9 protein-coding genes are annotated in these 13,879 nt (G+C 70.8%); 4 read left to right on the plus strand and 5 right to left on the minus strand.

Annotated elements, in window-relative coordinates; translation table 11 throughout:
* Nucleotides 1-76: 76 nt before the first annotated feature.
* From IQ210_RS38615 to IQ210_RS38625, 3 genes are all read right to left on the minus strand, one after another.
* Nucleotides 77-2,038 carry a PE-PGRS family protein gene (locus tag IQ210_RS38615; protein ID WP_194083926.1) on the minus strand — a complete coding sequence of 654 codons (1,962 nt, stop codon included), beginning with the start codon at nt 2,036-2,038 and terminating at the stop codon, nt 77-79.
* Nucleotides 2,014-3,741: a DUF2264 domain-containing protein gene (locus IQ210_RS38620; protein WP_194083927.1), complete on the minus strand. Its 1,728-nt coding sequence runs from the start codon at nt 3,739-3,741 to the stop codon at nt 2,014-2,016. The genes IQ210_RS38615 and IQ210_RS38620 overlap by 25 nt, the downstream gene beginning before the upstream one ends.
* Before the next feature lie 145 nt (nt 3,742-3,886).
* A complete protein-coding gene (locus IQ210_RS38625) occupies nt 3,887-4,930 on the minus strand; it encodes a rhamnogalacturonan acetylesterase (RefSeq protein WP_194083928.1) in 1,044 nt (347 codons plus the stop codon).
* Between the two features lie 193 nt (nt 4,931-5,123).
* Here IQ210_RS38625 and IQ210_RS38630 point away from each other — a divergent pair, with 193 nt between their 5' ends.
* A complete protein-coding gene (locus tag IQ210_RS38630; protein ID WP_194083929.1) occupies nt 5,124-6,806 on the plus strand; it encodes a rhamnogalacturonan lyase B N-terminal domain-containing protein in 1,683 nt (560 codons plus the stop codon).
* A gap of 7 nt (nt 6,807-6,813) precedes the next feature.
* Here IQ210_RS38630 and IQ210_RS38635 read toward each other — a convergent pair whose 3' ends face one another.
* Together IQ210_RS38635 and IQ210_RS38640 are read right to left on the minus strand one after the other, a co-directional pair.
* A complete protein-coding gene (locus IQ210_RS38635) occupies nt 6,814-8,226 on the minus strand; it encodes an RICIN domain-containing protein (RefSeq protein WP_194083930.1) in 1,413 nt (470 codons plus the stop codon).
* Complete coding sequence (locus IQ210_RS38640) at nt 8,223-9,317, minus strand: glycoside hydrolase family 43 protein (RefSeq protein ID WP_194083931.1); 1,095 nt, start codon at nt 9,315-9,317, stop codon at nt 8,223-8,225. The genes IQ210_RS38635 and IQ210_RS38640 overlap by 4 nt, the downstream gene beginning before the upstream one ends.
* 238 nt (nt 9,318-9,555) lie before the next feature.
* Between IQ210_RS38640 and IQ210_RS38645 the strand changes: the two genes are divergently transcribed.
* The 3 genes from IQ210_RS38645 to IQ210_RS38655 all read left to right on the plus strand — a co-directional run bounded on the left by IQ210_RS38645 (nt 9,556) and on the right by IQ210_RS38655 (nt 13,874).
* Complete coding sequence (locus tag IQ210_RS38645) at nt 9,556-11,643, plus strand: autotransporter (protein WP_194083932.1); 2,088 nt, start codon at nt 9,556-9,558, stop codon at nt 11,641-11,643.
* 122 nt (nt 11,644-11,765) lie between these two features.
* The gene (mmuM, locus tag IQ210_RS38650) at nt 11,766-12,689 is read left to right on the plus strand and encodes a homocysteine S-methyltransferase (RefSeq protein WP_194083933.1); all 924 of its coding nucleotides are present in this window, start codon (nt 11,766-11,768) and stop codon (nt 12,687-12,689) included.
* 120 nt (nt 12,690-12,809) lie between these two features.
* Complete coding sequence (locus tag IQ210_RS38655) at nt 12,810-13,874, plus strand: LacI family DNA-binding transcriptional regulator (protein ID WP_194083934.1); 1,065 nt, start codon at nt 12,810-12,812, stop codon at nt 13,872-13,874.
* Nucleotides 13,875-13,879: the final 5 nt, after the last annotated feature.

Consider the following 13,879-nt stretch of genomic DNA (forward strand, 5'->3'; position numbering starts at 1 on the left):
CCCTACTACCACCTCCCCCGTCCTGCACCCGTGCGGCATACGCGGCCGGGGGAGGTGGGCCACACAGGGCAGGCCCTCAGCCGACCGCGCCTGCCACCACCGCGTCGACCATGCGCCGCATGACCTCGACCGGCAGCCCCGGGTTCCGTGCCGCCGTCTCCGCTCCGAGCCCACGCAGCAGCCCGACCAGCAACCGGGCCGGCATCCGCGGGTGGAGTGCCGCGGCCTGCCGTACGTGCTCGTACGGGTCCTCCAGCAGCCTCGCCGCGGCGGTCGCCGACAGCCGTGGGTCGGTCGCGGCGCGGTACCGCACCTCCTCGCTGACGTCCCGGCTGAGCCGTTCGACCAGTTCGGGTGGCGACTCGGGGTCGTCCAGGGCGAGTTGACGCATCCGCGGGTTCGGGTCGTCGGCGTACCGGACGAGGCCGTGGCGGGGGAAGTTCGGGTGCCCGCGCGGCCGGTCGGGGGTGCTGAGGCTGCCGTCCCACCACTGCCACACCCGCAACAGCATGTCGGCGGGCGCGTCGTCGCAGGACTCGGCGAGGAAGAGCTGGACGATCCGGTCCTCGTCGCGGGCCAGGCGCTCGACGACGTCCGGGGGCAGCTGCCGGGCCCGCGCGACGCCTCTGCGCACCAAGGGGTGGGAGGAGGCGGCCAGGCGACGCATGGCGTCCTCGTCCTCGTGCAGGGCGTCGCCCCAGTCCAGCTCGAAGTAGCGGATGCCCGGGTCGAGTTCGACCGGGACGGCGGCCCGCTGCTCCTCGGTGAGGTCGGGCCGGGTGGACACCTGGAAGCGGACCCCGTCGTCCAGGTCCTCGGCGAGGAGGGCGACCAGGTCCGGGTCCAGACGCGGGTTGGCGGCGAGGGACCAGCGCTGCGAACGGTCTCCGTGACGGACCAGGTGCTCGGCGAGGTCACGCTCCAGGAGGCAGGTCTCCAGCGCCGCGCTCTCCAGGTCCTCGGCGTCGAACACCGACCGGGGCATCGGGTGATCCCGGTGGTACAGCACGCGGGCCCTGGCCCGCACGAGGTCGTGCGGGTCGGCGAGAAGGGCCTCCCGGCCCGCCGCGTCGAGATGGGGCCAGGCGGTCCGGCAGGCCACGGCACGCACACCGTCGGCCGGGTCGGCGGCCAGCGCGACCGCCGCGGAGGCGGGCAGCCCTTTGAGCCGCGCGGCCTCGGACCGCACCCGCGCGGACGGGTCCGCGGCGAGGACCCGACACGCGTCCTCGGCGACCCGGGCCTGGAACTCCCCCGCCGTCATGGCGAGGAGCCACCGCTGCCGCTCGTCGCGCTCGGCGAGGATCACGCGGCCCCACTGCTCAGGGGTGATGCCCGGCTGGGTGCTTGCCGTCCTCAACCGGACCTCCCAGTCGGGGTCGGCCAGCAGCCCGTCCACGACCTCGGTCGGCAGGGCTCCGTACAGGGCGTAGGAGGAGAGCACCGGCAGCAACGGCCGCAGCTCCACCGGCAGGGCCGGGTTCAGCGAGAGTCCGCTCGCCCAGGAATCCAGCACCCGCTGCGGACACTTGGGCCCCTGGAACAGCGCCTCCCAGGCGGCCGCCCGCTCCTCCGGGCTCTCCCGCCCCGCGACCCGGGCGGCCTCCTCCCGCCGCTCCCGCACCCCGTCGACGGCGACGAGCCGCACGTGCTCCTCGGTCGTGGCCCCCACCAGGGCGTCCCCGTCCAGCGCCATGCTGACGAACGCGGGCCGCTCACCGAGCACCCCGGCGAGGTCCCATCCCTCACGCAGCCGCACCCTGATCCACCCGTCACTCCCGCTGCCGGGAAAGTCGACGAGGAAGGCCCCGTCAGCACCGAAGACGCCGGCCTCGGACGCCAACCGATGCCACTCGGCGTTGAGTTCACCGACCAGGTCGGCCCGGCCCAAGGAGACCGACACGGTCGTCTCGGCCTCCCGCGCGACCACATACCGCCAGGCCAGCGGAGACGGCAACACCTCCTCACGCCGCCGCTCCCCCACGACGTCGAGCCCGGCCCGCCCCAGCAGTTCTACGAGTTCGTCTCCCCCGCCCATGATCCCCATACTGCCCGACCGCCGACGACGTCCACAGCGGCACTGTCCACCCGCGCCTCGACCGCCCACTCGTCGCGCCAACGCACGTGCAATACACCCGAGTTGTCGAGCCGCACGCTCACCGCGTCCTCCAACGGCACGGCCTCCACCTCACCACTGAGCCGGACCACGGCGACGAACAGGCTGTCCCCGTCACCGGTCACGCCGGACAGCTCGGGCCCCAACCCGACCACCGGCAGGATCTCCGCCCGCATCCCTTCCGCATCGGCCCACCCCGTGACGCGCACCGGCGTCCCCGGCTCCGCCCCCGCGACCAGATGCGCCCGCACCTCCACGGCCCCGTGCGCCAGCACCAGGCTGGTGACCCTCGCTCCCCCACCGGCCGCGTGCCGCGAGGCAGCCCAGCCGTCGCCCACCCCCAGCGGCTCGATGTCCGTACGGCTCGGATCGCCCCCGACGATCACGCTGTTGTCGTACGACGGTGAAGGCGTCGTGACCGTCGAATAGGCGAGCCGCGTGTAGTACGGGTCGTAGCGGACGTCCTCGCTGCCGTGGTTGTGGAGCCGGACGAGCCCGTCCGAACGCGTCGACTGGATCAGCCAGTTGGGGGCGCCGATCGACCGCACCACGTCCGCTCGCTCCGTCGGCCCGGGTTCCTCGGTGGCCGTCCACACCTCGTGATCGGGCGGCAGGAGAAGCCCGAGGAAGGCCTTGCTGGCCCAGTACGGGGAGGCAGGACCGGAGTACCCCTGGAGGACGGCCTCATCAGGACCGTGCCAGCCCAGGGTCAACAGCCCGTCCGCGTTCACGGCACCCCGGTCCAGGAAGTACTTCAGCGCACCGGACGCCAACCGCCGCGTCTCCCCCGGCGTGAGCGGCGTACGGCCGGTCAGGGCGCCGAGCCACAGCGGGGCGGTGGTCGCGAACCGGTAGGTGAGGGAACGCCCTTGGTGCAGGGGAGCGCCGTCGCCGCCGAACAGATGGGCGTAGTCGGCGAGATGGGCTTCGAGCCGGTCGCCGTACAGGTCCAACAGGCGGCTGTCGGCGGCGAGATGGGCGTGCAGCACGGGGTACAGGTGCATCGCCCAGCCGTTGTAGTAGTCGTACTTGCGGCCGTCGCCGTCGGTGTACCAGCCGCCGCCGACGTACCAGTCCTCGATGCGCTCCAGCCCACGGTCGATCGCCTTGCCGGCCGCCTCGGTCTCGTATCCGATCTCCTTCAGGAACCCGCCGACGGTGACGGGGAACAGCTCCCAGTTGCACGGCCAGGCCTCGGCGCCGAGCGCATCCCCGAGCCAGCCGGCGGCCCGCTGCCGCACCCCGTCGTCCAGCCGGTCCCACAGCAGCGGCCGGGTCAGCCGCAGCGCGAGAGCGATCGACGCGGCCTCGACGAGCGGTTGACTACGGTCCTCGATCCGAGGCCAGACCCCGGAGACCCCGGCGGCGAGCCCGTCGCCGTACCGCTCCAGCGCGGTCTCGTCCCGCCGAAAGGCCGCGAGCAGCAAGGTCCGGGCATACCCTTCCAGCCCATCGGAAAGCCGTCCGGACCAGCTCGTATGCGTACCGGGGAACTGATACAGCGCCCCACCCTCGACGGCATACGGCTCCGTAGCGGCCAGCAGCGCATCGGCAGCGGCTTCCCAGTGGACGCGGGTGTAGCCGGTGAACGGGCTCAGGATGCGGTCTTCGGCGGGAAGGTGCATGGGCTCGCTTTCAATCTTGCAGGGGTGAGACGCCGTTAAGGGGCGCGGGGAACTGCGCGACCAGCCCCCACCGGCCCGCAGACGAAAACCGCCCCCGGCCGGTAGGCCTGAGGCGCCCCGGTTCCGGTCGGGGCGCCCCAGGGGCTCATTCCGCCCGCACCCGGCCTTCCGGCACCAGATGCTGGGCAAGCAGTTCGTCACGGACAAGCCCCGCATACACCGTGGCTCCATGCACAGACGTATGCGTGTTGTCGCGCTTCTCGTTGTAGAGATACAGCGCCTTGGACCCCTCCGTCCCGAGGGACTCCACAAGCGCCTTCGTCTTCGCGGTCAGGTCGATCAGCGGGACGCCATTGTCTGCCGCGACCGAGCGGATGACGGCGGGGTGGTCGACGCCGAGGCCGTTGACCAGGAGTGCGGTGTTGTTGTTCAGGGTGCCGTCCGAGTTGAACCAGCGTCGCACGATCGGCGTCACGAGGACAGGCTCCCCGCCCTTTTCGCGGATGCCGGCGACCAGAGTCTCCAGGTTCGCCCGGTAGGTCGCCTCGTCGGTCGTCTTGTCGTTGTGGGCGAGCTGGACGAGGACGAGGTCGCCGGGCCGGATCAGCGGCTGGACGGTGCCCCAGAGCTGGGCGCTCGCGAGATAGGTCACCGTGCTCTCGCCGGAGTCGGCGTAGTTGGCGACGGAGAGGCCCTTGCGCAGGTACTGGGGCAGCTGCTGGCCCCAGCCGGAGTACGGGTCGCCGGGCTGGTCGCAGACCGTGGAGTCGCCGACGAGGAAGATCTGGCGGGCATGACGGGCCGGGGTGACCTTGATGTCGGCGAGCGCGGGGGCCGTGCCGCCGATGAGGAGGTCGAGGCCGGGGGTGCCTTCGGCGCCGGTGGGCTCGCCCTCGGGGGTGCGGACGTTCACGGTGAAGCTGCGGGCGACCCGCTCCCCCGCGGGCGCGGCCGTCGCCGGCAGCAGGGAGCGCCGGGTCTCGCCGCTGATCGCGGTGCTGGAGTCGGCGTCGCCGCCGAGGAGGACCTTCACGTCGTACGTGCCCGCCGGGACGTCGAAGTGACAGGCGCCGGCAGTGCAGTTGTCGATGCCGAGCGGGGCGTGCCCCTCCCCGGCGTGCGCCGGTACGGCGGTGAGTCCGGCGCCCAGGGTGAGCGCCGCCAGCACGGCGAGGTTGAAACGTCTCATTCGCTGCTCCTCCGACACATGACAAGACCTGGCGGCTGGACCGTACCCCTATCGGCAAGCGCTTTCTAGATCTCGGGTCGATTTCACAAGATTGCCAACCTCCTGCAAGCGAAAGCCCTTTCGCGAAATCGATTCAACTGTCACCCTCGACGACACCCGCACCTCCCCCACATGTCTCGAAGGAGGCACCCCCATGTCCGGAGCCGCATCCAACGGAGGCGTCGGCCGCCGTACCTTCGTGCTCGGCAGCGCCGCCGCGGCCGGTACCGCCGCGCTCGCCGGGCCGCTCGCCCAGTCGGCGTCCGCCGCGACCTTCGGTTGGTCCGACGACGGCTCGAACTACGTCGTCGACACCGGCGCCAGCCTCGTCTTCAAGGTCAGCAAGACCAACGGCGACCTGACCTCGCTGGTCTACAAGGGCACCGAGTACCAGGGCTACGGCGGCAAGAACTCGCACATCGAGTCGGGCCTCGGCACCTCGACCGTCACGATCAAGCAGTCCGGGACGACGATCCTGATCTCGGTCGCCTACGGCACCCTCAGGCACTACTACGCGGCCCGCAGCGGCGAGAACAACGTCTACCTGTGGACCAACCGCGCCGACACCTCCGTCGCCTCGACCCGCTTCATCCTGCGCGTCAAGGCGGGCCTGTTCCTCAACGACGAGCCCGATTCCTACACTTACGCGCCCACCACCATCGAGGCCTCGGACGTCTTCGCGAAGTCCGACGGCCAGACCCGCTCCAAGCACTACTCGAAGCTGCGGGTCATGGACTACAACTACATCGGCTGGAGCGCGAACGGCGTCGGCCTGTGGATCGTCCGCTCCAACCACGAGAAGGCCTCCGGCGGCCCCTTCTACCGCTCCCTCCTGCGCCACCAGAGCGCGGACGGCGGCGGCCTGTACGAGATCCTGCACTACGCCCAGAACCAGACCGAGGACGAGCGCTTCGGCCTCCAGGGCCCGTACGTCATCGCCCTCACGGACGGCGGCGCGCCCTCCTCCTCGCTGTACCCAGGCACCCTGACCACCTCCTGGGCCGACTCCCTCGGCATCTCCGGGTACGTCGCCTCGGGCGGCCGCGGCCGGGTCGCGGGCGTCGGGATCACCGGCCGCAACACGGCGTACCCGTACACGGTCGGGCTCGCCAACTCGGCCGCCCAGTACTGGGGTTCGGCCCGCTCCTCGGACGGGTACTTCTCGATCGGCGGGGTGCTGCCGGGGACGTACACGCTGACCGTCTACAAGGGCGAACTCGCCGTCCACACCACGTCGGTGACGGTGACGGCGGGCGGCACGACCACCCTCAACACCCTCGCGATCCCGTCCTCGAACGACCCGAGCAACGCGAGCGCGATCTGGCGCATCAACGACTGGAACGGCACGCCGAGCGGCTTCAAGAACGCCGACCTGATGACGTACGCCCACCCGTCCGACGTCCGGGCCGCGTCCTGGACCGGCAACGTGGTCATCGGCAGCGGGACCGAGACCTCGGCCTTCCCCTGCTACCTCTGGAAGGACGTCAACAGCGGTCTGCTCGTGTACTTCAAGCTGACCGCGGCCCAGGCCGCCGCCGCGCACACCCTGCGCATCGGCGTGACGACGGCCTACGCCAACGGACGGCCGCAGGTCGTCGTCAACGACACCTGGACGTCGGCGATCCCCTCCCCGCCCACCCAGCCGAGCACCCGGTCACTGACCAACGGCTCCTACCGGGGCAACAACTACACGTTCACCTACAGCGTTCCGGCGAGCGCCTGGCTCACGGACACCAGCCAGTACAACATCCTGAAGATCAACGTGGTGAGCGGTTCGGGGACGACGGCCTATCTCAGCGCCGGCACGTCGATCGACGCGATCGACCTGCTCGCCTGATCCGACGTCAGGTTCCGCGCGTCCACTGCTGGTTGGTCGCTCCGTTGCAGGTGTACGTGATGATCGCGGCGGAGTTGGCGGTGGACGCGCCGTTCACGTCGAGGCACTCGCCGGTGGCGCGGGCCTTGATGGTGACGTACGAGCCCGAGGTGACCACCGACCACTGCTGGCTGGTCGTACCCGAGTTGCAGTTCTCCTGGGTGACGTTGGTGGCGTTCTCCTGGAGGCACAGGGAGCTGCCGCGGCCGACCAGCTGGTAGTAGCCGGTGCCGAGGTCCTTGAACCACCACTTCTGGTTGCCGCCGCCGTTGCAGGTGTACTGGCTGATGGCGATGCCCTGCCAGAGCGACTGGTTGGCCACGTCCGCGCACTTGGAACTGTGGCGCGCGATCAGCGTGTTGTACGTGGCGCTCGTCCCGCCGATGGTGCCGGCGGCCGTGTCCACGGTGATCTCCGGGTACCAGGACATGGACATCGTGGTGGAGCTCGGGAAGGTCAGCGGCAGCCACACGTACCGGGAGTCCTGGACGGTCCCGCCGAAGGAGTTGCCCCAGCGGTCGCCCATGTAGAGGTACGAGGTGCCGGACGTCCCGGTGATCGGGAGGACGTACGCGGTCTGGGAGTTGTACGTCGTGGAGTCGCCGACGTTCGCCATCGAGGACCACGGTCCGGCGAGCGAGGTGGCGGTGGCGTACTGCTGCTGGTTGGCGCTCCAGCCGGTGGCGCCCGAAGTCAGCATGAAGTAGACGCCGTTGCGCTTGAACAGCGCCGGGGCCTCACGGTGGCCGCCCGGCCAGGGGTTGGCGACCAGGCTGTCGATGCCGGTGTAGGAGGCGTTGAGCTTGTAGATGTGCAGGTCGTAGTTCTCGTTGGCGGCCGAGACCATGTAGCCGGTGCCGTCGGTGTCGACGTACGTGGTGATGTCCCGGGACATGTACTGGCCGAGCGGGCGGAAGCTGCCCTGGTAGGTGTAGCTGCCGTCGACGGTGTCGGAGACGGCGACGGCCGCGCGGGCCTCGCTGTAGTCGGTGCCGTTCTCCTTGTGCATCCACATCACGAACTTGCCGGTGGACGCGTTGTAGATGACCTTCGGGCGCTCGATGTAGGCGGTGCCCAGCTCGGCGGCGGAGGACTGGGTCAGGACGTTGTTCCTGAACTCCCAGTTCTTCAGGTCGGTGGAGCGGTAGACGGAGACGGCCTTGAAGGTGTTGTCGGCGTTGCGGTTCTCGCCGAACCAGTAGTAGTACGAGCCGACCTTGATGACGCCGCCGCCGTGGGCGTGCAGGGCGTTGCCCGAACTGTCCGTGAACTGGACGCCGTTGGGGACGGTGAGGGCCGCGGCCTGGGCAGGACCGGCGGTGACGAGGGCGCCGGCGAGCGCCAGACAGAGGGCGAGCAGTACCGCGTACGCACGTCTCATGACGCGACCTCCATGTCCGTGACGGTGGTGTCCGCCACCGGGATGCCGAAATCGGGGGTGCCGTCCGCGTGCCAGCCGAGCTTCTGGACGCGGGTGTGCCGGTTGGGGTCGTTCAGCGGGTCGCCGACGATCTCCTTGTACTGGCGTGCGTGGTAGACGAGGACGTCGCTGCGGCCGTCCTCGGCGACGGTGAAGCAGTTGTGGCCCGGGCCGTACTGCTTGGTCGTGTCGTTGCTGGTGAAGACCGGTGTCGGCGACTTGGACCAGTTCGCGGGGTCCATGAGGTCGGCGTCCGCGTCGACGGTCAGCAGGCCCATGCAGTAGTGGAAGTCGGTGGCGCTGGCCGAGTACGACATGAAGAGCCGGCCGTTGCGGGCGATGACGGACGGGCCCTCGTTGACCTTGTAGCCGATGCACTCCCAGTCGTACTCGGGGGTGGACAGCCGCACTTGAGGCCCCGTCAGGGTCCAGGGGTTCGCCATCTTCGACAGCCACAGCGCGGTGTTGTTGGCCATGCCGGGCTCGTGCTGGGCCCAGGCGAGATAGCGGGTGCCGCGGTGGGTGAAGGTGGTGGCGTCGAGGGAGAAGGTCTCCCACGCGGTCTTGAGCTGGCCGCGTTCGGTCCAAGTGCCCTTGAACGGGTCGTGGTTGGCGTTCTCCAGCACCCAGATCCGGATGTCCCACACGCTCTCGGCGGGTGCGGAGGCGAAGTAGATGTACCACTTGCCGCCGATGCGGTGGATCTCCGGTGCCCAGATGTGCGCGCCCATCGGGCCGGTCGCGTGCTTGGTCCAGATGACCGACTCCGCGGCGGTCGCGAGACCGTTCAGGGTGCGGGAGCGGCGCAGGATGATCCGGTCGTACTCCGGGGCGGTGGCCGTGAAGTAGTACGTGCCGTCGGAGTGCCGGTGGATGTGCGGGTCGGCGCGGTTGCGGACGAGCGGGTTCACGAACGGGGCTGCCTTCTTCGGGCTCGATGCGGTCGGGCTCGGGGCGGCTGCGGCGACGGTGGGGGTCGCGGCCAGGGCGCCCGCGGCCAGGGCACCCTTCAGCAGCAGTCGTCGGTCGGGGACGGGGGGAACGCGGCTCATACGGACTGCCTCTCGGGTGGGGTGTCCTGAGAGTGATGTTCGATATTGAGAACATCTGTTGTTATTGCGAACAGCCGAAAGGTACGGCGGGCAACAGGGGAGGTCAACGGGTCGGACGCGACGAAAGAAGGCGCTTTCTGCGAGCGCTTTCTGTCTGCGCGTCCGGCGCGCGTGGCGGGGCACGTCCCAGGGGCGGATTTTTTGTTATCGCCCGCCGCCCCGCCGCGTCTCCCCTCCCGTGCGCAGCCATACCCACAAGACAGCAGCGGCCGCCGGTGCCCTCGCGGCGGTCGCCGCCCTCCTCGCCACCGCTCCCCCAGCCCGGGCGGCCGGCGGCCGGGACGTCACCGCCGACGTGCTCGCGGGCCGGGACGTCACGCTCACCGGCGACACGGTCGTCACCGTGCCGTCCGGGACGACGACGTACGACGGAGTCTTCCGCGGCGAGGGCACGCTCACCGTGCGCGGCACCGGGACGCTGATCCTGACCAAGGACAGCGACTTCACGCTCCCGAAGGCACGGCAGCGGCAGAAGGTGTCGGTCCAGGGCGGCAACCACCCGTACGTCACCACCGCCACCCCCGACCCGCCCGCGATCACGGTCGCCCGCGGCGCCACCCTCCAGTACGGCAACGGCGGGTCGACCGGGGTGATCGGCCACTACCCGTACAACACCCCGGCCTTCCGCCTCAACCAGGACAACATCCGGGTCGACGGCACCCTGAGGCTGTCCCTGAAGAACGTCCCCTACAACCTGGGCACCATCAGCGGCTCCGGCCTGATCACCCAGCCGCGCTTCCTCTGGGCCACATGGGACGTGACGTCAGGGCCCTTCTCCGGGGTGATCGACAACGGCACGCAGACGAACGCCGGACGACCGGAGTACGCGACCTCCCTGCCGGGGATGCGCAAGGTCCTCAACCAGGGCACCTGGACCGTGGACACCCCGCTCGGCCAGACGGTCACGATGGGCATGGACTTCTACCAGCGCGAGTACGGCAGCGACATCAACGTCCAGTCCCGCCCCGGCGGCAAGGTGATCCTCAGGGGCCAGTACAGCTGGTCGGACCAGGGCGGCGACACCGACCCCTCCCTCAGCGACCCGGCCCTGAACTGGACGCCCGCCCGCAAGAACGTCAACAAGCGCGGCACCAACATCAAGGGCGCCGACGTCCAGTGGGGCGACGGCACCACGCACAAGATCTTCATGCCGGGCACGGCGGAGACGGTCTACATCAACCTCCTCGCCGCCCGCTCCCGTTCCCTCCTCACCTTCGACTACAACGGCCCGGTGACCCTCGGCGCCCCCATCGGCGGCGGCAAGTTCCACGACACGCTCGCGGCGCCCGGCGCCGGGGACATCGTCATCGCCGGGACGCGCGGCAACGACGTCACGTTCGCGGCCGTCCAGTACTACGACGGCTCCACGACCGTCGAGAAGGGGGCGGTGCTGCGGCTGGGCAGCGGCCGGGCGGGCGGCGACGGTGGGCTGTACACCGCAGGCAGTCTGTACAAGGTCGTCAACGACGGCTCGCTGGTCCTGAACAACGTGACCAAGTCCCTTGCCCTGCCCCGGATCAGCGGCAGCGGCTCGCTCACGCAGACGGGCAGCGCGACGACGACACTGACGGGGACCTCGGTGACGTACACCGGCACGACGACGGTGAAGAAGGGCACGCTGGCGCTGCGCGGCGGAGCAACTCTGCGCCACAGCAAGGCGATCCGGCTGACCACGCCCGGCGCACGGCTCGACGCCGGTACGGCGGGGCTGCGGGTGGCGACCTCGCTGAGCGGCAAGGGCACGGTGAAGGGGGCGGTGACGAACGAGGGCGTGGTGACGAGCGGCGTCACGGTCGCTGGGGCGTACACCCAGGGCGCGAAGGGTGAACTCGTTCTGGGCGCAAGGCCGTTGAAGGTGACCGGCGCGGTCCGGCTGGCCGGGGACCTCGACCTGGCGGCGGCAGGGTCGGACCCCGCGAAGAAGATCACTGTGCTGGACCACAAGGGGACCGCGAAGACGAAGGGCGCCTTCACCGGGTTGAAGGAGGGCACGAAGATCAAGCTCGTGGACACCACTTACCGGATCACCTACAAGGGCGGAGACGGCAACGACGTCGTCCTCACCGCCACCACGGCCAAGACCACCGAAGCAAAAACAACCCCGTCCGCCGCAGCCGACGTGACCCACACCGCGGGCGCCGCACAGGACGACAAGCTCGCCTGGTGGCCGTACGCCTTGGGCCTGGGCCTCCTGGGCGGCTTGGCGGTCCCGGCGACGCGCTACAGGCGGGGCCGCCGCGGGGGCGGAAGGCACGCGGCACACTGACAGCGCCGGGCAGTGACACCCCCCAGGGGCGCGGGGAACTGCGCAACCAGCCACAACCGGCCCGCACCCGGCCCCCAACATCAAGACGCACCCCCGTAGCCGCACCGACTACTGTCACCCACATGACCAGCACCACACCCCTCGCCCAGGCGCTAGCCACCCGCACCGTCGTCCTCGACGGCGGCATGTCCAACCAGCTCGAGTCCGCCGGCCACGACCTGAGCGACGAGCTGTGGTCGGCCCGTCTCCTCGCCGAACGCCCCGAGGCGATCACCGAGGCGCACCTCGCCTACTACGAGGCCGGCGCGGACGTGGCGATCACCTCCAGCTACCAGGCCACTTTCGAGGGCTTCGAGAAGCGCGGCATCAGCCACGACCGCGCCACCGAGCTGCTGTCCCTCAGCGTGGAGCTGGCCCGCGAGGCGGCCCGGCAGGCGCAGGCGAAGGGCGTCACCCGCCCGCTGTACGTGGCCGCGTCCGTCGGCCCCTACGGGGCGATGCTCGCGGACGGCTCCGAGTACCGCGGCCGGTACGGGCTGAGCGTGGCCGAGCTGGAGGCCTTCCACCGCCCGCGCCTGGAGGTGCTGGCTGCGGCGGGACCTGACGTCCTGGCCCTCGAAACGGTGCCGGACGCCGACGAGGCGCAGGCGCTGCTGCGGGCACTGCGCGGTCTGGACACGCCTGCCTGGCTGTCGTACTCGGTCGCGGGCGACCGTACCCGCGCCGGTCAGCCCCTGGAGGAGGCCTTCGCCCTGGCCGCCGACGCGGACGAGGTCATCGCGGTCGGCGTGAACTGCTGCGCGCCGGAGGACGTGGACGCGGCGGTCGAGATCGCGGCCCGGGTCACCGGCAAGCCGGTCGTGGTCTACCCGAACAGCGGCGAGGCCTGGGACGCCGAGGCCCGTGCCTGGAACGGCCGCTCCAGCTTCGAGCCCCGCGAGGTACTGGCCTGGGAGGGGGCCGGGGCGCGGCTGATCGGCGGTTGCTGCCGGGTGGGCCCGGAGGCGATCGCGTCGATCGCGGGGACGCTGTCGCCGAAGGCGTAGTCCGCACCCTCCCTCTCCTCGTCGCTCGCTGCTAGCCTCCGTTTCGGGAACCGGTTGCCGTCGTGTTGCCGCAGTTCCCGAGGGGTGGGCCGGAGCGCGGGGAGAGGGACGGGGCCGGGCATGACCAGGAAGAGCGAGGACACCAGCCGGAGCACCATCCGTGACGTGGCGGCCCGCGCGGGGGTGTCCGCGTCGACCGTGTCGCGGGTGCTCGGCGGGGTCTACCCCGTGAGTGCGACGACCCGGACGCGCGTACTGCGAGCCGTGCGCGAGATGGACTACGTCGCCGACGCGCGCGCCAAGGCGATCGCGGGCGTCGGCACGCCCACGCTGGCGTTCGTGCTGGAGGACATCACCGGCCCGTCGTTCGCGCTGATGGCGCACGGTGTGGAGCGCGAGGCGACCCGGCTCGGGCATCTGTGTCTGGTGTGCAGCACGGAGGGTGACGCCCGGCACGAGGTCGAGTTCGTGGAGATGATGCGCGCCCAGCGGGCCGCCGCGGTGATCCTGGTCGGCGGTGGCGCCGACACCGTCGAGTACCGCGACCGCACCCGCCGCATGGCCGACTCCCTCGCCTCGGCCGGCTCCCGGCTGGTGCTGTGCGGACGTCCGCCGCTGGGCCCCGGGGCGCCGGTGACGGTCATCGAGTACGACAACGAGGGCGGCGCCTACGCCCTGGTCGCGTACGTCCTCGCGCAGGGCCACCACAGGGTGCTGTTCCTCGGCGGCAAGCCGGACCACACCACCGCCCAGGGCCGTGAGCGCGGCTATCTCGCCGCCCACCGCGCCCGTGGCCTGGAACCCGATCCCGAGCTGGTCCTGCACGGCGACTTCACCCGCGACTCGGGCCATCGGCTGATGCGCCAAGTCCTGGAGCGGGGGCTGGAGTTCACGGCGGTGGTCGCCGCCACCGACATGGTCGCGGCGGGTGCGCTCACCGCGCTGCACGAGGCGGGGCTGAGCGTGCCGGACGACGTGTCGCTGGCCGGGTACGACGACATCCCGTTCGCCCGGGATCTGCATCCGGCGCTGACGACCGTGCATGTTCCCTACGAGGAGTTGGGCAGGCTCGCGGTACGGACCGCGCTGGGGCGCGAGCCGAACACGCCGGACGAGCATCTGCTGCTGGGGACGCATGTGGTGGTGCGGAACTCGGTGGCGGCCGTGGAGGAGGCCGCGGCATAGCACGG

The sequence above is a fragment of the Streptomyces justiciae genome (assembly GCF_015163075.1).
GTDB lineage: Bacteria > Actinomycetota > Actinomycetes > Streptomycetales > Streptomycetaceae > Streptomyces > Streptomyces justiciae.